Source organism: Pseudomonas sp. QLc11A (assembly GCF_052112305.1).
GTDB lineage: Bacteria > Pseudomonadota > Gammaproteobacteria > Pseudomonadales > Pseudomonadaceae > Aquipseudomonas > Aquipseudomonas laurylsulfatiphila.
The window spans coordinates 50,342-71,270 of record NZ_JAVAJJ010000022.1 but is presented as its reverse complement, the minus strand read 5'-3'; the positions used below and the strand labels follow the sequence as shown (position 1 = coordinate 71,270).

The window sequence follows — 20,929 nt, the reverse complement described above, 5'->3', positions numbered from 1 at the left end:
TAACGTCCATCGCGAGCAAGCTCGCTCCTACAGTGACGGCGACGCGCCGGGCATTTTCAATCGCACACCGAACGATTTTGCCTCAGTCGCTGTAGCCGAACTTCACCGCACGGTTTTCCTGCGCCTGGCTGCGCGTAGCGAGGCAGTAATACAACGGGCATGTCACCACCAGCCCCACCAGCCACGACAGGTCCGCGCCGTCTACCAGATTGGCGTATGGCCCGACATACAGTGAAGTGTTGGCGAATGGCAGCTGCACGATGATGCCGATGAAGTAGGCGATGATCGCGTGCAGGTTGAAACGCCCGTAGATGCCGCCGTCTGCGCGGAAGATCGAGGCGATGTCGTAGCGGCGACGCTTGATCAGGTAGAAGTCGATCAGGTTGATCGACGCCCAGGGCACCAGCACCAGCAACAGCGCCAGAATCAGGCCGATGAACTGCGAAATGAAGTTCGCCGAGGCACCCAGCGCCACCACGCAGCAACCCGCCAGGATAATGCCCGACAACACCACGCGCACCTTGATGCTCGGCGTCCACTGGCTGGCGAAGGTCTGGATCGAGGTGATGATCGACAGCACCGCGCCATACAGATTCAGGGCGTTGTGGCTGATGATGTTGAGCAGGAACAGCACCATCAGGATCGGCCCCAGCCAACCGGTGGACTGCTTGACCGCCGCCATCGCCTCGGTGCCTTCGGGTGTCGCCAGTACCGCCACGGCACCGAAGGTGAACGACAGGACCGTGCCCAGGGTCGCCCCCAGGTAAGTGGCGAAGAACGGCCGGGTGATGCCGATGTCCGCCGGCAGGTAGCGCGAGTAGTCCGACACATACGGCGAGAAGCTGATCTGCCAGATGACGCCCAGCGAGACCGTGGCCAGCCAGCCCGACAGGTTGAACCCGCCGCGAGTGAAAAAGTCCGCCGGCAGGTCATGGGCGAATATGTAGAGGAAACCGGCGAGCAACGCGCTGCCCATGACCCAGGTGCCGATGCGGTTGAGGGTGTGGATGAAGCGATAACCGATCACCCCGATGGCCGTGGCGCTGAGTGCGCCGATCAGAATGCTCGCCGGCACCGGAACCGACGGCGCAATGCCGACAATCGATTTGCCTGCCAGCACGATGTTGGAGATGAAGAAGCCGATGTAGATCAATGCGGCGAAGAACACGATCAGCAGCGCGCCGTAGCGACCGAACTGACCACGACTCTGGACCATTTGCGGAATGCCCATGCATGGCCCCTGGGCCGACGCCAGCGCAATCACCACACCGCCGACCATGTGCCCGAGGACAATCGCCAGCAGACCCCAGAACAGGTTGAGGTGGAACACCTGGACCACCATGGCGCCGGTGACGATGGGCAGTGGCGCGATGTTGGTGCTGAACCACAGGGTGAAAAGATCGCGGGCCTTCCCATGGCGCTCTGCGAGTGGAACGTAGTCGACCGTATGGTTCTCGATCAACGGATCTTGCCGGGACATCTGGGACATGTGCATGAACTCGAGTTTGTCTGTTCTTATCTTTGTATGAAGTCAAACCGGGGGGACTCTCTGGTCGCCCCTCAGATGCGGACCATATTATGGTATTCCAAACTTTAAACAAGACTGATCCGGTCTTTGAACAAGCATCTGAACCGGCATCCTGCCCGATTCACGCCCACACTGGCTAGCCAATAGCCCCGTATCCATTGGGTTTGCGACGCCAGCCGTACGTTTATCGGTTCACTCAAAAAGACCTTGCAATCGATGTATTACGGTATACCATCAGACCTACAAACACATAAAAACGCGTCACACCACCCGAGGACCGTCCAATGATCGATGCCGCCATCTACAAACAAGTCATGGGCTCGTTCCCGTCCGGAGTGACCGTGATCACTACGCTCGATGAAGATGGGCAAATCGTCGGCCTGACCGCCAGCGCCTTCAGCTCGCTGTCGATGGACCCGGCCCTGGTGCTGTTCTGCCCCAACTACAGCTCCGACTCCTATCCTGTCCTGATCAAGAACAAGCGTTTTGCGATCCACGTGCTGTCCGGCGGCCAGCAAAGCGAAGCCTATGCCTTCGCGCGCAAAGGCAAGGACAAGGCCCAGGGGATCGAGTGGACGCTCAGCGAGTTGGGCAACCCGATCCTGGCCAACGCCACGGCGGTCATCGAATGCGAGTTGTGGCGCGAATATGAAGGCGGCGACCACGCCATCATGGTCGGCGCGGTGAAGAACCTGATCGTGCCCCGGCAGAGCAGCGGGCCACTGGTGTATTGCCACGGCAAGATGGGCGCCCTGCCTGTTCTGGCCTGACGCCGACGTCAATGGAATAAGCGCATACCCTGTGGGAGCGGGCTTGCCCGCGAAGAGGCCGGCACACTCAACATCGATGTCGCCTGACACTCCGCCTTCGCGGGCAAGCCCGCTCCCACAGGACCGGGGGTTGCCGGCAGAGAAATGTTTTGCAGACATTTCGTATTATGGTATACCAATAACCATCAGGCCCGCAGTCGACAGGCCAACAACAAAAGATCCGAGGTAAGCGTCATGAAGTTTTCCCTGTTCGTACACATGGAACGTTGGGACGAAAGCGTCAGCCACCGCCAGCTGTTCGAAGACCTGACCGAACTGACGCTGATGGCCGAAGCCGGTGGTTTCAGCACCGTGTGGATCGGCGAACACCACTCCATGGAGTACACCATCTCGCCAAGCCCGATGCCGTTGCTGGCTTATCTGGCGGGCAAGACCACCACCATTCACCTGGGTGCCGGCACCATCATCGCGCCGTTCTGGCATCCGCTGCGGGTGGCCGGTGAATGCGCGTTGCTCGACGTGATCAGCAACGGCCGCATGGAAGTCGGTTTGGCCCGTGGGGCCTACCAGATCGAATTCGACCGCATGGCCGGCGGCATGCCAGCCTCCTCCGGCGGCCAGGCGTTGCGGGAAATGGTTCCGGTGGTGCGGGCCTTGTGGAACGGCGACTACGCCCATGACGGCGACATCTGGAAATTCCCGACCTCCACCAGCGTGCCCAAGCCGATCCAGCAACCGAACCCGCCGATGTGGATCGCCGCCCGCGACCCGGACTCGCACAACTTCGCGGTGGCCAACGGCTGCAACGTCATGGTCACGCCGCTGATGAAAGGCGACGAGGAAGTCCTCGACCTGAAGAACAAATTCCAGGCCGCCCTGGACAACAACCCGGACGTGCCGCGCCCGCAGCTCATGGTGCTGCGACACACCCACGTGCACACCGCTGACGATCCAGAAGGCTGGAAAGTCGGGGCCAAGGCGATCTCGAAGTTCTATCGCACCTTCGATGCCTGGTTCGGCAACAAGACCACCCCGGTCAACGGCTTCCTCGCACCGAGCCCGGAAGAGAAATTCGCCGGTCGCCCTGAGTTCGAACTCGAGAGCCTGCACAAGACCGCCATGATCGGCACCCCGGAAGAAATCATTCCGCGCATCAAGTACTACCAGGAACTGGGCGTGGACGAATTCAGCTTCTGGTGCGATAACAGCCTGCCCCACGCGGAGAAGAAAAAATCCCTGGAGCTGTTTATCAAGCATGTGGTGCCAGCGTTCCGCTGATTGCGCCGCCCTGCGACATCAACTGTAGGAGCGAGCCTGTGGCGAGGGGGCTTGCCCCCGTTGGGCTGCGGAGCAGCCCTGCAGCCTGTGACCACGGTGTGTCAGACGTACCGCAAGTATTGGTTTTACGACTGCTTCGCAGTCGAACGGGGCGATGCGGCGATCCGACAAGCCCCCTCGCCACAGGTTCGCTCCTACAGGGGGGTCGATTTCCATGTTCACTGATCGCCTCCCATCACTCGCCCTCCCCTCCGGCGCCGCGCGGGCTTATCTACGCGGTGAATGGACCGCCTCGCACCTGCATTTCAAGCGTCTGCGCGCCAGCGTTTCGGCCAAGCAGAACGGCTTCTGGCAAATAGTTCACTGAGCCCACCCGAACAGCCAATCACGCACCCCGCGTCTCGCCATGGCATGGCGCGTGCGGTGTCTTGTATTCGCCTTTGATCAGGTTTGCCCAATGAACAATAACAACGCGCTGTTGATCATCGACATGCAGCAGGAGGACGGCTTCGTCCTGGAGAACCTCGACAGGGTGGTCGCCCATACCGCCGCCCTGCTCGATACCGCCCGCCATCAGCGGATGCCTGTCATCTATACCCGCCACATCAATCAGGCCGACGGCAGTGACCTGCCCCACGGTGAACCCCTGGCCGCCGACGGTGGCCCCGGCAGTTACCGCGCCGGCACCCGGCAGGTGGAAATCATCGAGTCGCTGACGCCACAGTCCGGTGAATGGATCATCGACAAGGGTCGGTACAGTGCCTTCCACCGCACCGACCTCGATGCCCGACTCAGGGCCATGGAGGTCGACACACTGATCGTCTGCGGCGTACTAACGGACGTCTGCGTACTGACCAGCGTGTTCGATGCCTTTGCCCTGGGCTATCGCGTACGCCTGGTCAGCGATGCCTGCACCACGACCACCGAGGCCGGGCATTACTCGGCCCTGTTGATCATGGCCAACTGGGTCTACTCGCTGGAAATCCTTACCGCGACCGAATGCCTGCGCGCCCTGGAACAGCGCGACTACCTGAGCCTGATCCCCGAGCGTCCGGACCTGTTTGCCCACCAGCCCCATGAGCTGCCCGGCACCATCGCCCGTCTGCAATCCCGTCTCGTCCGGACTCAGGAGTGATCGCCATGCAAGTCGAAAAAAGAAGCATCGATTTCATCCCCGAAACCGAACGCCACGGCAAGCCGGGCTCACTGTTCTATATCTGGTTCGGCGCCAACATGAACATCACCACCATCGCCTCCGGCGTGTTGCCGGTGGTGATGGGGCTCAACCTGTTCTGGAGTGCGCTGGCGATCATCGTCGGCTCGTTGCTGGGAGCGATTTTCATGGCCTCCCACTCGGCCCAGGGACCGAAGCTGGGCATTCCGCAGATGATCCAGAGTCGGGCGCAATTCGGCGTGCTGGGGGCGGTCTTGCCGCTGCTGTTCGTGATGCTGATTTACCTGGGTTTCTTCGTCAGCAACACCCTGCTAGCGGCCCAGGCGCTGGAGTCCGTCAGCCCGCTGCCGATGTCCGGCAACATCTACCTGATCGGCGCGTTGTGCTTCGTCGTTGCCCTCTATGGCTATCGGTTGATTCACCGTTTGCAGAAGCTGCTGTCGATCCTGTCGCTTGTGGTGTTCGTGGCCGCCACGGTGCTCGCCTTGCAGTTGCCGATCTCGGCCGAACAATGGCTGCCGACCGGCTTCTCGTTGTCCAAGTTCCTGGTGGCGGTGAGCATCGCCGTGACCTGGCAACTGTCCTACGCGCCTTATGTCGCCGACTACTCGCGCTACCTGCCGAGTAATACGCCGACCGCCCGGGTGTTCTGGTACAGCTACGCCGGCACGGTCAGCGGCGGTGCGTGGATGATGATTCTCGGAGCGATCCTGAGCGTCGGCATCGGCGACTTTTCCAGCAACGTCGGCGGGCATGTCGCCGGTTTGTTCGGCACCGGTGCGGTGCTGCTGTTCGCCTTCATCGTCTATGGCCAGGTATCGATCAACGTGTTCAACCTGTACGGCGCGTTCATGTCGACCATCACCGTGATCGAGCCTTTCGCCCGACTCAAGGTGACGCCGCGGGTGCGCGGTGTGTTCATGCTGCTGATCAGCCTGGTGGCCACGGCCCTGTGCACCATCAGTCAGGACGACTTCATCAACTTCTTCCTGAACTTCATCTTCTTCATGAGCTACTTCCTGATCCCGTGGACAGCGATCAACCTGGTGGACTACTACTGCCTGCGCAAAGGGCAATACCGGATTGACGACATCTTCGACCTGGACGGGATCTACGGGCGAGTCAACCGGATTGCCTGCGGCAGTTTCCTGCTGGCGATCGCCCTGGAAATTCCGTTCATGAACACCACGCTGTACGTCGGCCCGGTGGCCACGGCACTGGACGGGGTGGATCTGGCGTGGGTTGTGGGGTTGCTGGTGCCGGCGGTGAGTTATTACTGGCTGATGAAGCGGCGCACACAATCTGTGGCGAGGGAGCTTGCTCCCGTAGGGTCGCGAAGCGAACCCAATTGACGCCTGACAGTATGAATTCCGATTTTTAGGGCTGCTACGCAGCCCAGCGGGAGCAAGCTCCCTCGCCACCAATGGCAATCAACAAAAATCAGGCAAAAAAAATCCCGGGCAGCTGATGGACGCCCGGGACTTAAAAATGCATAAACCGTGGTGGTGAACGCGGCGCGGATATTACGGAATATTTCGGCCTGTAACAAGATATTTTTATTCACCATTCAGTTACTAAACGCTCTAAGCCCTTATATATCCACATGTTTTTTAAGGTCGACTACAAGAACCAGCGATACTCACGCGCGCTGATGTCATGCAGAAATGCCAGATGATCCTGCCGTTTGTTTTCGCAATAGACGTCCACAAACTCCGCCCCCAAGCCTTCGCGCACGGCTGAATGATGTTGCATGGACTGCACCGCTTCGAGCATTTCCAACGGGAAATCGATGCCACTGCTGCGGTCTTCGTTGAGCGGTGCAATCGGCTCGCGCTCCCCTTCCAGGCCCTGCTCCAACCCCACCAGGATCGCCGCCAGCGCCAGATACGGGTTGGCATCGGCGCCCGCCAGGCGATGTTCGATGCGCAGGTTCTTGACGTCCGACTCCGGAATGCGCAAGCACGCATCGCGATCCTCGAAGCCCCAGCTGGCGCGGGACGCGACGTTCACCGTGCCGCTCAAGCGACGCATGGCATTGTGGTTCGGGGCAAAGATCGGCATGCAGTGTGGCAACACCTCCAGGCAACCGGCCACGGCATGGCGCAGCGCCCGCTGACCGTTCGCCGCCAGCAGGTTGTTGCCGGCCTGGTCATACAGGCTGACGTGCACGTGCATGCCACTGCCGGGGTGTTGCAAGTAGGGTTTGGCCATGAAGCTGGCGCGCAGGTTGTGCTTGAGCGCCACGCCCCGGGTGCTGCGGCAGAACAGAGCGGCCCAGTCGGCGGCGCGCAGGCCGTCATCGCAATGGCCGAAGTTGATTTCGAACTGGCCCGGGCCGAGTTCGGCGGTAATCACCGTGGCATCAATGCCTTGGGCTCGCGCGGTCTCGACCATTTCATCGAGCACCGGGGCGAAGCGCGACAAGCGTTCGATGTGCATGTTCGGCTGATCATCGGCGTCACCCGTCAGCTCGTCACGGGGGAACTGTGGCAGGCCGTCCTTCAAGCGGCTGTCGAACAGGTAAAACTCCAGCTCGAAGGCCACCACCGGAAAAATCCCTTTACGGTGCAGGCGGTTCAGCACCTGGGCCAGCACTTCACGGGGTTCGAATTCGATGGGTTTTTCCGTGCCGTCGGAGGTGATCAGCATCTGGCCCAGAGGCTGCTTTTCCCAGGTCACCAGCTTCAAGGTGCCAGGCACCAAACGCCGCAGCGCATCCGGGTCACCATCGTTGAAGCAGTAGTCACCAATCTTGAACAGCCCGCCCTGGGTGCCGAGCAGCACGCAGTTTTGCGGCAGTTTCAGTGCACTGCCGGCAGCGACTTTTTCCAGCATCTCGATCGGGTAGCGCTTGCCGTAGAAATGCCCCGGAATGTCCAGGGAAATCAGGTCGACATAACGCACTTCGGGGTTGCAGTGGCGGAAGTTGCGAACTTCGGCCAGCAGTTCAGAGCACACGGCATCCATCGTCTTGTTCCTTGTTGTTATCAGGTGTAAACCCAAAGCACGCGGGTCAGTTGGTCGGACAGGTTGCCGTAGCGGCAGTGCGCATGGCTGGCCAGTTGAAAGCTGTCGCCGGGATGCAGGGTCACCGGTTCGTTGTCGTCGAGCCACAGGGTCAGTTGCCCTTCAAGGACATAACCGCCCTGCTCGGAGCTGTCCTTCATGTGCCGGTCGCCGCTGCTGGCGCCGGGTTCGAGCTGGCTTTCAAGCATCGAGAACGACGCGCGCATTTTTGGCGAAACGAGGATGTCGGTGATGCCGTCGGCGTAGTACAGCGTGCGGCGCTCGTCCGGGCGGGTGACCCAGGACAACGCCATGGGTTTGGGCAGGCTGTAGAAATAGGTGGTGGGCACGCCGAGGGTTTCGCTGATCGCGGTCAGGTCCGCCACCGTCGGGCGCGACAGGCCGCGCTCGACCTGGGACAGAAAACCGACGGAGCGGCCGATTTTGTCCGCCAGTTCCTTCAGGGTGTACTTCTTGTGCTTGCGCAGGTCCTGGATCAGGATCGCCAGCGCCGAGATTTCTTCTTGCATGTCCATCTTGAGGCTTCCAGAAAGTGTCGCTTCAAATGCTGTCGCGCAGTCGATACCAGGCCTTGCCGATGGCTTCCAGCGGCGCGGCCAGGTATTTGCCGCCGGGAAAACTGCCGTTGTTCAGGCCCTGGTACAGGGACAGTTCGTCGGGCTGACCGAGGATCGCGTCGGACACCGCCCGCGCCGCGGCCAGTGTCGGCAGCACGCCATGCCCGGAATAGCCCTGCATCCAGTACAGATCGCCACGGCGACCGATATCCGGCGTGCGCTTGAGGGTCAGGTCGATGTGTCCGCCCCAGGCAAACTCCAGCGCCACGCCCGTGAGTTGCGGGAACACTCGCTCCAGGAACGGCCGGGTCGCCGCGGCGATGTCCTTGGGCATCCCGCCCAGGTAAGTGCAACCGCCGCCGAACAGCAGGCGGTTATCCGGGGTGCGGCGGAAATAATCGAGCACGAACTGGTTGTCGGTCACGCACACGTTGCTCGGCAGCAGCGCAGTGGCCTGGTCCTTGGTGAGCGGCGCGGTCGCGACCTGATAGGTGCCGACCGGCAACACGCAACTGGCCAGTTGCGGGTCGAGCCGATCGAGGTAGGCGTTGCACGCCAGCACCAGCACATCGGCGCGAATACGACCGCGTTCGGTCGTGACCACAAAGCCTTCGCCCTCCTCGCCATAACTCAGTGCCTTGCTTTGCTCGTAGATACGACCGCCAGCCCGCTCAACTGCATCCGCGAGACCCAGCGCCAGTTTCAGCGGGTTCAAATGCCCGCCCTCGGGGTCGAACAGGCCGGCCTGATAACGCTCGCTGGCCACCCATTCCGGCAGCTGTTGCCGGGGGATGAATTGCAGTTTGTCGTGACCCCACTTGTGGCTGGCCTCGTGCTGCCACTCGGTCAGCAGCCCCACTCGCCGCGGCATCACCGAAGTCCAGAGATGGCCGGCGCGATAGTCGCAATCGAACTCATGGCGGCCGGGCAGATCACGCAATTCGCGCGCGGCCCAGCGCATGCCGTCCCACAATCGCCGCGCTCGCTCGTATCCCAGCGCCGCCTCCAGTGGTGGCATGTCACACGACCAGCCGAGAATCGCCTGCCCGCCATTACGCCCGGACGCGGCCCAGGCCACCCGGCTGGCCTCGAGCACGGTCACGCGCTTGCCGGCCAGCGCCAGGCGCAATGCCGTGTGCAGTCCACTGAAACCGGCCCCGATGATCAGCACTTCGGTGTCTTGCTCACCCTCCAGTGCGGTGCGATTGACCAGTCGATCGGCGCAGCTATGGGCGTAGTAACTGGCGACATGCCGGGTGGATTGCTGAAACATACTGCCTCGTGAAATTTTGTATTTTTAATTTCATGAAAAAATACACGGTTAATTTCACGCAGGCAATCGAGACGTAAAAAATCCCGCTCGGCGAACCCGAGCGGGATTGTTTTGTTCAGACGCGATGCTCGAATCAATCAGGCCACAGGAATCATCGGATCCGCCGAAGCCAGTGCGGTGACTCGATCTGCCGCCGGAGGGTAGATCCACTGGGTGTTGATCTGGGTCTTCAATGCCTTGGCCTCTTGCTTGATCAACTTGACCTGGCGGTCCCAACCCTCGGTGTAGACCGCGCCCCAGGCGCCGAGGTCCAGGCAGGTCACGTACTTGGGCTGGCTGTACGGCGTCGGGTCGACACCGAGGATCTGCGCTGCAACGTTGTTGCCGGCATGACGGCCCAGCGAAATCGCGTGCTGGCAGGTCATCAGGGCGTAGTTGCCGATCTCGTCACTGGCTGCGTAGGCGACGTCGCCGGTGGCGAAGATGTCGTCCTGGCCAATCACTTTCAGGTGGGCGTCGACATGCAGGCGGCCCAGGCGATCGCGTTCGGCCGGGATCTGTTCGGTCAGGGAGCTGGCGCGAACGCCGGTGGTCCAGACCACGGTCCTGGCATCGATACGCGCACCGTCGGACAGGGTGACGCCGTTGGCATCGACCGCCACCACCGAGGCTTTCAAGTGCCATTTCACGCCGGTCGCCACACTGGCCTCGGCGATCGATTCGGCGATTTCCTCGCCCATCGAGCCGCCGATTTTATCGCCACGGTCAACGATGATCACATTGATGTCTGCTCGGTCGCCGAGGATGGCCCGCAGGCGGGTCGGCATTTCAGTCGCCGTTTCGATCCCGGTGAAACCGCCACCGGCCACCACCACCGTGTTGCGCGCGTTGCTTTCGGGCTGATTGGCCAGCGCCTTGAGGTGGTTTTCCAGGCGCACGGCCTGTTCGATCTGGTCGACGTCGAACGCATGTTCGGCCACGCCCGGAATGTTTGGCGAAGCCAGGCTGCTGCCGGTGGCCAGAACGAGTTTGTCGTAGCTGCAGACTTGTCGGGCACCGGCGGCATCGACATAGCCGACCTGCTTTTGCTCGACATCGATGGTTTGCGCCGCGCCCTTGATGAACTTTACCCCGACAACATCGAACAGATCGCCGATCGGCGCAGCCAGTTGGTGGGCGTTCGGTTCGTAGAAGCGCGGGCGCACACGCAGCTCGGCCTGGGGCGCCAGCACGGTCACTTCTACGTCGTTGTGGCCGTGAATGTCGAACAGGCGCGTGGCACTCAAAGCGGTCCACATGCCACCGAAACCTGCGCCGATCACCAGAATGTGCTGTTTCATTTTTAACTCCAGGGGATAAACAAGGGTTGTGAGTCACGCTCATCGGGAGCAGGCATGAGGTCGGTGTTTTTCGAGAATCGTCGACCTATGCCGCTCGAACAACTACGACTCTATTGATCCAAGTTAAATCCTGCAACCCGTTTTTTTTGATGGCTGCCATCGAACGCGTCGATGCCTGCGCAGAAAAGCCTCAAGAACGTGCATGACAAGGGTTTTTCGAGCTAAAAAAGAAAATTCAGGACACGACGATTCGTTGCCTGGCTTAGGCTCGGCTGTTAGAATTGGCGACTAATCAAGTCGGAGATCTGTATGTCTCTTTACAGCGCAGGTGTCGAATACGGCATCCACTGCCTGCTTTTTCTCGTCGGCAACGGCGGCGATTCGCGCGAAGCGAGTGTGCGCGACCTTGCCGAACTGCAAGGCGTTCCCCTGGACTATCTGGCGAAAATCTTCACCAAGCTGGCCAAAGGCAAGCTGGTGGTCGCCACCGAAGGCATGCGCGGAGGCTTCAAGCTGGCCCGGCCCGCCGACGAAATCACCCTGCTGGATATCGTCAACGCCATCGACGGCCGCAAGTCGATCTTCGATTGTCGGGAGATCCGCGGTCGTTGCGCAGTGTTTGAGGGCACCCCGCCGGCCTGGGCACTGGACGGTCCGTGTGCGGTCCATGGGGCGATGATGGTTGCGCAAAAACGCATGGAAGAGGCCCTCGCCCAGCAAACCATCCTCGACATCGCCAGGAAATTCGGGCGCAAGGCCCCGGCAGAATTCGGCGTCAAGGTGGAGAGCTGGATGAACGAGCGTCGGGAAAGGAAAAGCAGCGCCCAGGCCAGTGAGCAGATCATTCCTGCGACCAACCTTTCAGACTGACCATCTCATTGAACCGGATGCACGCCAGGCATCCGGTTTTTCTCGATTCAGGCGCAAAACGGTCTGTGACCGATTTTCACGTTCTCGCTCTTACAGGCAGTCGCGCACGATTCTGCGCAGGTCGCCGGATTTGGCCCAAGGTGGCCCCTGATACAGCGAAACCCGGCTGCCGTCCTTGTGTTTCACGATATCCAGCACTTCATCGGCCGTTATCACGCTCGGTGCGGTGATCCGGTAGCCGTTGGAAATCGAAATCTGGGTCGTATTCGATACTTCCGTCTGCCAGGCGGGCAAAACGCACGCCGCATACTCTTTTGGCGTCTTCTCGCTGTGCTTGCTGAAATTCGGCTCGCCCGGTACCAGCGACGCCGGCAACGAACATCCGCCCAGCAATGCCAGCGCGACTCCCCCCATCAACATCCGCATGCTGCTTCCTTAAATTCGAAAAGAGAAAATGTAGCTTGCCGTTGACCGCACATCCATCCCGACGATTCGGCGAGTCATTGATATCACTTCGCCCAGTTAGTTCCTTGCAGGCGGTCATTTGACATTGTCCTGCCGTGAGAACGCCCCCTAGAGCAGACAGCGCATTTTCCCGTTCGCTTTTCCCGACCAAAGGAAACCCCGCTGATTCAGATGAACACAACATCGGGTCCGGTAAACGGGTCTAAAATTGCGGAATGCAGCGTTCAAGAGATCATCATGTGGCTTAACGAATCGGAACAGCAACTTCGGCGTGATCTGCAAGGGCTTGCGTCAGATTTGCGCTGGTCGGCGGTAGAGCTTTTGCGCATAGAACAGCAGTTGCGCCAGCTCGGCAGCGAAGTCGACGCGCAAGCCGTGCAAAGACTGTGTGCCTTGTTTCAGGGTGATGAAGAAAAACTGTCCGGCTATGCCGAGGAAGTGAAAGCCAAGGTCATTAGCCGCAACAAGGCTCAATAGCGGGAGCGCTGCCATGAACAGGCCTCTATTCACGCTGGTCGTCGCACTGACCGCGTTGACAGGCTGCAGCACCCACTCGATCTATCAGGACCAGCCGCTGGTGGCGAAAGTCGACACCGGCATGACCCGCGAGCAAGTCCGGCAAATCGGCGGCCAGCCCCTGGCGGTCACCGATCGTACCGTTGAACCCGGTACCTGCTTTGACTACAAACTGACTCACGAAGGCCATCAGCAGGCGTACAACGTCAGTTTCGATGGCCGCGGCATGGTCGACCACAAGGGCTTCATGACCTGCGCGCAATGGAGTCACACGCAGCAAAAGGCCCGGGAACCCTCCCGCCCCAGTGGAGGCGGTGGCTATTAACACTGTAGGAGCGAGCTTGCTCGCGATAAACGTCCGGACAACGCGTTCATTCAAACAGGGCGCGTCATCGTTGACGTCCATCGCGAGCAAGCTCGCTCCTACAGGAGATTGAGGTCATTTTGTTTGATGGCGGCCGGCACGCGCCCTGTAGCCGGGCAGTGACGCGGCAAACGCCAGTGCCTCCTCTCGACTGTTGAACGAGCCAAGCCGGTCACTCCGGGTGCATACCCGCCAGGGGCCGTTGTTCACGCTGAGTACGTCATAGCCGTTCATATGCATCTTGTTCAGCATCGAAACGTTCATGGTCACCTCCTCCTGGGCAGTGCTATCAGGTTGACTTGTTTACCTTACACCCGCCCTTCTCCAAAATACCGACCAGACGTCGCCATGGAAATTCCCTTGCCATCCCTGGATGCGTTGTAGCCCCTAGGGGGCGTTAGCCAACGCCGTCGCAGCCCTGTCGATCAAGGCCGCCACTTCGGCGGGCATCGACGCCAATGACGCATGACTGGCGTTCAAGGTCAGAATCTCCCGGGCGTTGAGCCGCGCGGCCATCCATTGCTGGTTCTGTGGCGCGATCATCCGGTCGGCGGTCGAGATCTGATACCAGGATGGCTTGTTCTTCCAGGCCACCGTGCCAATGGTGTCGCCGAAGGTGCTCGCCAGCGGCGCTTTCTGGGTGAGGCCCATGACCAACCCTTCGGTCGCCGGCAAGTCCTGACAGAAGCTCTCGTGGTAGAGCTCGGGCTTGACCCACAGATAACCGTCGCTGTCCGGCGTCAGGTTGGCCGCTGCCGCAGGCAGGTGCCGTTGCGTGATGCCGCCGGGGCTTTCACCAGCGTCCGGGGCGAACGCGGCGATGTACACCAGCCCGACCACATTCGGCTGGTCGCCGGCTTCGGTAATCACCGCGCCGCCATAGGAATGCCCCACCAGCAGCACCGGACCGGACACCTGGGCGACCATCTTGCGCGTACGCTCGGCATCATCAGCCAGCGAAGTCAGCGGCAATTCGACGGCACGAATGTGCGTGTCGCCCCGGCTGAGCAATTTGACGATGACCTTGTTCCAGTGGGCGGCACCGCCCCAGAAACCATGGACCAGCACGATCGTGGGTTTGTCACTCATCACCATGACTCCGTTTGCCGATGGGGTTGCTCGTCGCTCGCGTCAGCCCTGATCGCCGCCGCCCACGGGCATGACCATGCCGGTGATATAGGACGCTTCGTCGCTGGCCAGAAACAGAATAGCCCCCGCCTGCTCATCCAGGGTGCCGTAGCGTTTCATCAGGCTGCTGTCGAGGGTCTGGTCGACGATCTGCTGGTACCAGAGTTTTTCCTGCTCACTCTGCTCGGTACCATTGCGGGGTATGCGTCGCGGCGGTGCTTCGGTGCCTCCAGGCGCCGTGGCGTTGACCCGTACGCCACGACCGGCGGTTTCGAACGCCAGACAAGCGGTCAAGGCATTGACCCCACCCTTTGCCGCACCGTAGGGCACGCGGTTGAGGCTGCGGGTGGCGATGGAAGAGACGTTGACGATCGCCCCGCTGCCCTGCTCCAGCATGAACGGCAGCGCGGCATGGCAACACCACAAGGTCGGGAACAGCGAACGACGTACCTCGGCCTCGATCTGCGATGCTTCGTAGTGCTCGAACGGTTTGGCCCAGATGGTGCCGCCGACGTTGTTGACCAGCACATCGAGGCGGCCGAAACGCTCGACGGCGGTTTGCATCACCCGGCTGCATTCGTCGTATTGCTCAAGGTCGGCGGTCAGGGCCAACACCTGAGTGGTCGCGGCCAATTGTTGCTGCACTTCGAACACCAGCTCGGAACGATCCACCAGGATCAGCTTCGCCCCTTCGGCTGCCATGCGCTCGGCCACCCGCTGCCCGATGCCTTGGGCAGCGCCGGTGATCAGCGCGACTTTTTCGTGAAATCTGTTCATGTGTACCTCATCGGTCAATGACGATATATCGGTCGAAACCCAATCCTGTGGGAGCGAGCTTGCTCGCGATTGCCGACTCACAGGCAACCTGGATGCTGAATGTTCCGGCCCCTTCGCGGGCAAGCCCGCTCCCACAATGGATCTGTGTCGTGCACAGAATCAGCGACCGCCCCCCATCAACTGTGGGAGCGGGCTTGCCCGCGAAAGCGGACTTACAGACGACATCAATGCTGAATGTTCCAGCCTCTTCGCGATCAAATCGAATCGCCGCACCGCCGCTCCCACATTGGGTCGACTCACGCCGCGCTGGCGGCAAATTTTTCGTAGTAGAAGTTCGCAGGCGCGATGCCTTGCTCGCCAATGAACTGGCTGACCGCCTCGACCATCGGCGGCGGGCCGCACAGGTAGACGTCGACGTCCCCCTCGTTCAAATGCTTTGGCTCGATGTGCTGGGTCACGTAGCCCTTGAGCGGATGCTGGCTCTCGGGGCTGGCGACGCAGGCGCTGAAGGTGAAGTTGGGGATGCGCGCGGCAAAGGCTTCGAGGCGGTCGATTTCCACCAGGTCGAAATCGTGGGTCACGCCGTAGATCAGATGCAGCGGGTGATCGCTGCCCTGCTCGGCGATCTTCTCCAGCATCGCGGTGAACGGCGCCAGCCCGGTGCCACCGGCCAGCAACAACAGCGGCCGACGGATGTCACGCAAGTAGAAACTGCCCAAGGGGCCTGCCAGGCTCATGCAATCGCCGGCCTTGGCCATGCCGGTGAGGAAACTGCTCATCAAGCCGCCGGGCACGTTGCGGATCAGGAAGCTGACTTCGCCATCGCGCTGCAACGAGCTGAACGAGTAGGCGCGGGTCTGTTCGCTGCCGGGAATTCCCAGGTTCACATACTGCCCAGGCAGGAACGCCAGTTTGCTCAGGGCTTCGCCCTTGATCGACAGGGCGATGGTGCTGTCGGACAGCTGGCGCACGGCGCTGATGGTCGCGTCGTAGCTGGCCTGACGGGTGCGGCAGACCTCGGAGGACGTCGGTACACGCACCACGCAATCGCTTTGGGCGCGCATCTGGCAGGTCAGGACAAAACCCTGCGCGGCCTCTTCAGGGCTGAGGGCGTCTTCGATGTACTCCTCGCCCAAATCGTACTGACCGGCTTCGGCAAAACATTTGCAAGTGCCACAGGCACCGTCGCGGCAGTCCAGCGGGATGTTGATGCCCTGGCGGTAAGCGGCATCGGCCACGGTTTCGCCCACGTTGGCATCGATGAAACGGGTGACGCCGTCTTCGAAATTGAACGCAATGGAATGGGTCATGACGCCAGCCTCACAAGTGGTAAACATCGATGACCTGACGAACGTAGTCGTTCTTCAGGATCACTTTCTTGGCCTTGATCAACGGGTTTTCACCGCGCACGTCGAGGGTGTAGAAACTGCTGCCGAAATAGCTGTCGACGGTCTTGTAGCGAAAGCTCAGGGTGTGCCAGTTGAAACGCACCTTGCACAAACCGTCGGCTTGTTCGAGCAGCTCGATGTTGCTGATGTTGTGGGAAGTGCGGGTGTCCGGCACGCTGGCGCTGGAGCGCTCGGTCTTGATGCGGAAGACGCGGTCTTCCAGGCCGGTGCGGTTGCCGTACCAGATCAGCGAGATTTCCCGCTGCGGATCTTCGGTCAACTCGTCGTTGTCGTCCCAGGACGGCATCCAGAACGTCGCATCCGGTGCGTACAGCTCCAGCCATTGGTCCCACTGGCGGTCGTCGAGGTAACGCGCTTCGCGGTAGAGGAAATCGCGCACGGTGTCATGGGAAATCGTCATTGCACGTCCTCCACAGCGATCAGTTTCGATTGCTCGGCCGCCAGGGCCTTGAGCATGGTCTGCTGCCAGTACTTGTGTTGCAGCACGAACAGGCCTTCGTCTTCGGTGCGCACACCACTGAGCAGCGGATGCAGATCAATCTCTTTGGCGGCTTCGTCCGCGCCTTCGATCCAGTGCTCGGCACCACGGGACATGTCGTTCCAGGTGGTGACGCTGCCCTGGTAGCTGGTCTGGCAGGAACGGAATTCCTCCAGATCGTCCGGCGTGGCCATGCCGCTGACGTTGAAGAAATCCTCGTACTGACGAATCCGGCTGGAACGGGCGTGGTCGCTCTCGCCTTTGGGGGCGATGCAGTAGATGGTGATCTCCGTGCGGTTGACCGAGATCGGCCGGGCGATGCGGATCTGTGAGCTGAATTGGTCCATCAGGTACACGTTGGGGTACAGGCACAGATTGCGCGAGTTCTCGATCATCCAGTCGGCGCGAGCCTTGCCGAAATCCTGCGCCAGCTCATCGCGGCGCTCGTAGAGCGGGCGGTCCTCGGGGTTGGCCCAGCGGGTCCAGAGCAGCATGTGGCCCTTGTCGAAGGAATAGAAACCACCGCCCTGCTTGGCCCAGCTGCCGGCGCTCATGGTCGGGTTGGCGTCACCGGCTTCACGCTGCTTGCGCTGGTTCTGGGTGGCCGCGTAGTTCCAGTGCACGGAGCTGACGTGGTAGCCGTCGGCGCCGTTTTCGGCGGTGAGTTTCCAGTTGCCTTCGTAGATGTAGCTGGAGGAGCCGCGCAGCACTTCCAGGCCATCGGCGGACTGGTCGACGATCATGTCGATGATCTTCGCCGACTCGCCCAGGTGCTCGACCAGTGGCACAACATCGGCCTTGAGACTGCCGAACAGGAAGCCGCGATAGGACTCGAACCGCGCAACACGGGTCAGGTCGTGGGAGCCTTCGCAGTTGAAGCTCGCGGGATAACCGGCGTTGGCCGGATCCTTGACCTTGAGCAGCTTGCCGGAGTTGTTGAAGGTCCAGCCGTGGAACGGACAGGTGTAGGAGCTCTTGTTGCCAGACTTGTGCCGGCACAGGGTCGCGCCACGGTGGCTGCAGGCGTTGATGAAGGCGTTGAGCACACCGTCCTTGTTGCGCGCGATGAAGATCGACTGGCGCCCCATGGTCGTGGTGTAGAAGTCGTTGATATTGGGGATCTGGCTTTCGTGGGCCAGGTACAGCCAGTTGCCTTCGAAGATGTGTTCCATCTCCAGATCGAACAGACGCGGGTCGGTGAACATCTCGCGTTTGCAGCGATAGAGGCCCTGCTCGGGATCGTCTTCAAGCAGGGAATGCAAATATTCGGGTCGCAGGGTCATGGCCACCGCCTCCATTGTTATTGTTCAGGCAGGGCCATGCTAGGACGGTGGATCAGGCGGGAGTATCCGCGGGGTGCAGACCTTTATCCGTTTTGTGCAGGTGGAGGTTGGCACAAGCCGGCGTGGAGAAATACTTGTCCGCTACGACACAGAACCTGTGGGAGCGGGCTTGCCCGCGAAGAGGCCGTGTCAGTCGACGTATATCTTGCCTGACACACCGCCTTCGCGGGCAAGCCCGCTCCCACAGGGTTTCTAGGCGTTTGCGCAAATCGTATGAAGTCCCCGGTCAATACCGACGCTTGAGGGTATCGGACGGCAATTCGCCGAACTGCTTGCGGTAGCTGTCGGAGAACCGTCCCAGGTGCAGGAAGCCGTAGTCCATGGCCACCTCGGTAATGTTGCGCACGTTGCAGGTCGGGTCGCTGAGGCAGGCGTTGATGGACTCGAGGCGCTTGCGGCGGATGTAGTTCTTCGGCGTGTCACCGGCATTGCGTTCGAACAACCCGTACAACGAACGCAAGCTCATGTGGGCCTGGCGCGCCAGTGCTTCGCTGTCGATGTCCTGCTTGAGGTTATTGGCGATGTAATCGGCAAGCGCTTCGAACGTGGCCGCGTGCGAGCCCGGATCGAGGCGACTGACGTTGGTCTTCATCAGGCTGAGCATCTTGCTGACGATGATCTGCGTGTAATGTTCCTGCACCCTGGGGATCTGCTCAGTGGATTCGGCCTCCTGGCAGATCATCGCCAACAGGTTGACGAAACCTTCCAGTTCATTGAGCTGATAACGGTTTTCCAGAAACCGCACGCCTTGCTCCGGATATCGCCAGCGCTGCTCATCGCAGACCGATTCAAACAAACGGGTCGGGACCTTGAGGATGAATTTCTCGCAATCGGCGGAGTACGTCAGGTCCACCGGATCGTCGGGGTTGATCAGCAGCAATTCGCCGGGAGCGAAGTAATGCTCCTGGCCGTGTCCACGCCACAGGCAGTTGCCGCGCAGCAGCACTTGCAGATGATAAATACTGTCCAGCGCACCGGACGTTACGCGCACACTGGCACCGTAGCTGATGCGGCACAGGTCGAGGCTGGCGAATTTGCGATGATCAAGGCTGGCCAGCGGGCTGCCGGCACGGGGCATGAGAATGCAGTGGTTACCGACGTGCTGATTGACGTAGCCCGACACGGCGTAAGGGTCGGCATGGTCGAACACCCGGCTGCGCTGACTCAACAGTTGCGCTTGCATCATCAGGTCACTCTCGTTGTTGTAATGAGTTGCTTCAGTTCATTCTAGAACCGAAACACTTGTAGGAGCGAGCCTGCTCGCGATGGACTTGAGGACACCGCGGGGCATCAGGCACCCAGCGTCATCGTTGACGACCATCGCGAGCAGGCTCGCTCCTACAGGGATCGGGGGTGATCAGTCCTCCAGTGCGCGGACCCGTTCGTGGCGCTGCTGTTCTTCAGGTTGTGCAGACGACTGCAGGGTGAAGTCGAAGTCGATTTCGGCAAAGCGACCGCTCACGCCATGGGCCGCTGCGCGCTGCTGATCGTCGCTGAAGGTGATCTTGGCGATCAGTTCGTCGCGGGTGGCGTAGGCGAAATCGTCGTGCAGGTATTGATCGCCGTCGAGGTTGATCTGGGTGGTCAGGTGGCGGTGATCCGGCGCGGAAATGAAGAAGTGCACGTGCGCCGGGCGCTGGCCATGACGGCCCAGTTGATCGAGCAGTTGCTGGGTCGGACCGTCCGGTGGGCAGCCATAGCCCGACGGCACGATGCTACGGAAACGGTAGCGGCCTTCGGCGTCGGTCACGATACGGCGACGCAGGTTGAATTCCGACTGCGTGGCATCAAAGTACGAGTAGGTGCCGCCGGTGTTGGCGTGCCAGACGTCCACCACAGCCCCGGCCAAGGGTTCGCCGGCGGTATTGAACACGCGGCCTTGCATGAACAGGGTCACGCCCGGATCGACGCCGTCATCCAGGCGCGCCTCGCCCTCGGACAACGGCGCACCGGCCACGTACAGCGGGCCTTCGATGGTGCGCGGGGTGCCGCCGGTCTTGCCGGCCTGCTCGTCTTCGGCGTCCATCAACAGGTCGAGGTAGTGCTCCAGGCCAATACCGGCCACCAGCAACCCGGCTTCCTGGCGCGCGCCCAGCACGTTGAGGTAGTTGACGGCTTTCCAGAACTCTTCCGGGGTCACGGCCAGGTCTTCGATGATATTCACCGAATCACGCAGGATGCGGTAGACCAGCGCCTTGGTCCGTGGATTGCCGGCGTCGTTGAGCAGGCCGCTGGCTTCTTCGAGAAATTTCTGGACTTCGGCAGTGTGGGAAATTTTGACGTTCATTTTTCAGGGTTCCTCATCTTGTAATTATTAGCGTAGCGCTGAGCAGGCAGGACTCAGCGGTCATCGTCACGGATGGAAGAAGGATGCCGGCACATCGCGTCGATTTCGATGGCCATGTAGGGAAACAAAGGCAATTGCATCAGCAGGTCATGCAGTTCCTGAACGCTGTCGACATCGAACACGCTGTAGTTGGCGTAGTGCCCGGCGATGCGCCACAGGTGACGCCACTTGCCCTGCTCTTGCAGGCGCTGGGCCAGGGCTTTTTCGTCAGCCTTGAGTCTGGCTGCCGCCTCCGGATTCATGTCGACCGGCAGGTTCACGGTCATTTTTACGTGAAACAGCATA

General features: G+C 60.7%; 22 protein-coding genes. 7 read left to right on the top strand and 15 right to left on the bottom strand.

Annotated elements, in window-relative coordinates:
• Positions 1-82 precede the first annotated feature (82 nt).
• Positions 83-1,489 carry a purine-cytosine permease family protein gene (locus tag Q8X48_RS26095; RefSeq protein ID WP_407802168.1) on the bottom strand — a complete coding sequence of 469 codons (1,407 nt, stop codon included), beginning with the start codon at positions 1,487-1,489 and terminating at the stop codon, positions 83-85.
• 323 nt (positions 1,490-1,812) lie between these two features.
• Here Q8X48_RS26095 and Q8X48_RS26090 point away from each other — a divergent pair, with 323 nt between their 5' ends.
• The 4 genes from Q8X48_RS26090 (at position 1,813) to Q8X48_RS26075 (ending at position 6,102) form a co-directional block, all read left to right on the top strand.
• Positions 1,813-2,298, top strand: a complete 486-nt coding sequence (locus tag Q8X48_RS26090; protein ID WP_217837894.1) for a flavin reductase family protein — start codon at positions 1,813-1,815, stop codon at positions 2,296-2,298.
• A gap of 234 nt (positions 2,299-2,532) precedes the next feature.
• Entirely contained in the window at positions 2,533-3,576 is a 1,044-nt protein-coding gene (locus tag Q8X48_RS26085; protein WP_407802169.1) for an LLM class flavin-dependent oxidoreductase, read from the top strand.
• Positions 3,577-4,033: 457 nt separating this feature from the next.
• Positions 4,034-4,711: an isochorismatase family cysteine hydrolase gene (locus Q8X48_RS26080; protein ID WP_407802170.1), complete on the top strand. Its 678-nt coding sequence runs from the start codon at positions 4,034-4,036 to the stop codon at positions 4,709-4,711.
• Between the two features lie 5 nt (positions 4,712-4,716).
• Positions 4,717-6,102: a purine-cytosine permease family protein gene (locus Q8X48_RS26075; RefSeq protein WP_407802171.1), complete on the top strand. Its 1,386-nt coding sequence runs from the start codon at positions 4,717-4,719 to the stop codon at positions 6,100-6,102.
• 268 nt (positions 6,103-6,370) lie between these two features.
• On the opposite strand, the gene Q8X48_RS26070 is transcribed toward Q8X48_RS26075, so the two are convergent.
• The 4 genes from Q8X48_RS26070 to Q8X48_RS26055 form a co-directional block, all read right to left on the bottom strand.
• Complete coding sequence (locus Q8X48_RS26070) at positions 6,371-7,717, bottom strand: glutamine synthetase family protein (protein WP_095967701.1); 1,347 nt, start codon at positions 7,715-7,717, stop codon at positions 6,371-6,373.
• 20 nt (positions 7,718-7,737) lie between these two features.
• Entirely contained in the window at positions 7,738-8,292 is a 555-nt protein-coding gene (locus tag Q8X48_RS26065; RefSeq protein ID WP_007976194.1) for a helix-turn-helix domain-containing protein, read from the bottom strand.
• Between the two features lie 25 nt (positions 8,293-8,317).
• Positions 8,318-9,607 (bottom strand): NAD(P)/FAD-dependent oxidoreductase, encoded by a 1,290-nt coding sequence (locus tag Q8X48_RS26060; RefSeq protein ID WP_095967700.1) that lies wholly within the window; start codon positions 9,605-9,607, stop codon positions 8,318-8,320.
• A gap of 137 nt (positions 9,608-9,744) precedes the next feature.
• Positions 9,745-10,947, bottom strand: a complete 1,203-nt coding sequence (locus tag Q8X48_RS26055; RefSeq protein WP_407802172.1) for an NAD(P)/FAD-dependent oxidoreductase — start codon at positions 10,945-10,947, stop codon at positions 9,745-9,747.
• 309 nt (positions 10,948-11,256) lie between these two features.
• Here Q8X48_RS26055 and Q8X48_RS26050 point away from each other — a divergent pair, with 309 nt between their 5' ends.
• Entirely contained in the window at positions 11,257-11,817 is a 561-nt protein-coding gene (locus Q8X48_RS26050; RefSeq protein ID WP_126050711.1) for an RrF2 family transcriptional regulator, read from the top strand.
• Between the two features lie 90 nt (positions 11,818-11,907).
• Here the strand turns inward: Q8X48_RS26050 and Q8X48_RS26045 are convergent, their stop codons facing one another.
• Positions 11,908-12,243, bottom strand: a complete 336-nt coding sequence (locus Q8X48_RS26045; RefSeq protein ID WP_126050709.1) for a hypothetical protein — start codon at positions 12,241-12,243, stop codon at positions 11,908-11,910.
• Between the two features lie 276 nt (positions 12,244-12,519).
• Here Q8X48_RS26045 and Q8X48_RS26040 point away from each other — a divergent pair, with 276 nt between their 5' ends.
• Together Q8X48_RS26040 and osmE are read left to right on the top strand one after the other, a co-directional pair.
• Positions 12,520-12,759: a hypothetical protein gene (locus Q8X48_RS26040; RefSeq protein WP_095967696.1), complete on the top strand. Its 240-nt coding sequence runs from the start codon at positions 12,520-12,522 to the stop codon at positions 12,757-12,759.
• Between the two features lie 13 nt (positions 12,760-12,772).
• Entirely contained in the window at positions 12,773-13,123 is a 351-nt protein-coding gene (gene osmE / locus Q8X48_RS26035) for an osmotically-inducible lipoprotein OsmE (protein ID WP_095967695.1), read from the top strand.
• A 114-nt stretch (positions 13,124-13,237) separates the two neighbouring features.
• On the opposite strand, the gene Q8X48_RS26030 is transcribed toward osmE, so the two are convergent.
• The 9 genes from Q8X48_RS26030 to catC form a co-directional block, all read right to left on the bottom strand.
• Positions 13,238-13,426 carry an SPOR domain-containing protein gene (locus Q8X48_RS26030; RefSeq protein WP_095967694.1) on the bottom strand — a complete coding sequence of 63 codons (189 nt, stop codon included), beginning with the start codon at positions 13,424-13,426 and terminating at the stop codon, positions 13,238-13,240.
• Positions 13,427-13,549: 123 nt separating this feature from the next.
• A complete protein-coding gene (locus Q8X48_RS26025) occupies positions 13,550-14,251 on the bottom strand; it encodes an alpha/beta hydrolase (protein WP_407802173.1) in 702 nt (233 codons plus the stop codon).
• Positions 14,252-14,293: 42 nt separating this feature from the next.
• Complete coding sequence (locus Q8X48_RS26020; protein WP_015095717.1) at positions 14,294-15,067, bottom strand: 1,6-dihydroxycyclohexa-2,4-diene-1-carboxylate dehydrogenase; 774 nt, start codon at positions 15,065-15,067, stop codon at positions 14,294-14,296.
• 296 nt (positions 15,068-15,363) lie between these two features.
• Positions 15,364-16,377, bottom strand: a complete 1,014-nt coding sequence (benC, locus tag Q8X48_RS26015) for a benzoate 1,2-dioxygenase electron transfer component BenC (RefSeq protein ID WP_217837876.1) — start codon at positions 16,375-16,377, stop codon at positions 15,364-15,366.
• A gap of 10 nt (positions 16,378-16,387) precedes the next feature.
• On the bottom strand, positions 16,388-16,876 hold the full coding sequence (benB, locus tag Q8X48_RS26010; RefSeq protein ID WP_126050702.1) for a benzoate 1,2-dioxygenase small subunit: 489 nt from the start codon (positions 16,874-16,876) through the stop codon (positions 16,388-16,390).
• Positions 16,873-18,237, bottom strand: a complete 1,365-nt coding sequence (benA, locus tag Q8X48_RS26005) for a benzoate 1,2-dioxygenase large subunit (protein WP_407802174.1) — start codon at positions 18,235-18,237, stop codon at positions 16,873-16,875. The genes benB and benA overlap by 4 nt, the downstream gene beginning before the upstream one ends.
• A 286-nt stretch (positions 18,238-18,523) precedes the next feature.
• Positions 18,524-19,483, bottom strand: a complete 960-nt coding sequence (locus Q8X48_RS26000; RefSeq protein WP_407802175.1) for an AraC family transcriptional regulator — start codon at positions 19,481-19,483, stop codon at positions 18,524-18,526.
• A 171-nt stretch (positions 19,484-19,654) separates the two neighbouring features.
• Complete coding sequence (catA, locus tag Q8X48_RS25995) at positions 19,655-20,584, bottom strand: catechol 1,2-dioxygenase (RefSeq protein ID WP_407802176.1); 930 nt, start codon at positions 20,582-20,584, stop codon at positions 19,655-19,657.
• A 53-nt stretch (positions 20,585-20,637) separates the two neighbouring features.
• A complete protein-coding gene (gene catC, locus Q8X48_RS25990) occupies positions 20,638-20,928 on the bottom strand; it encodes a muconolactone Delta-isomerase (protein ID WP_007978984.1) in 291 nt (96 codons plus the stop codon).
• Between the last annotated feature and the right edge of the window lies 1 nt (position 20,929).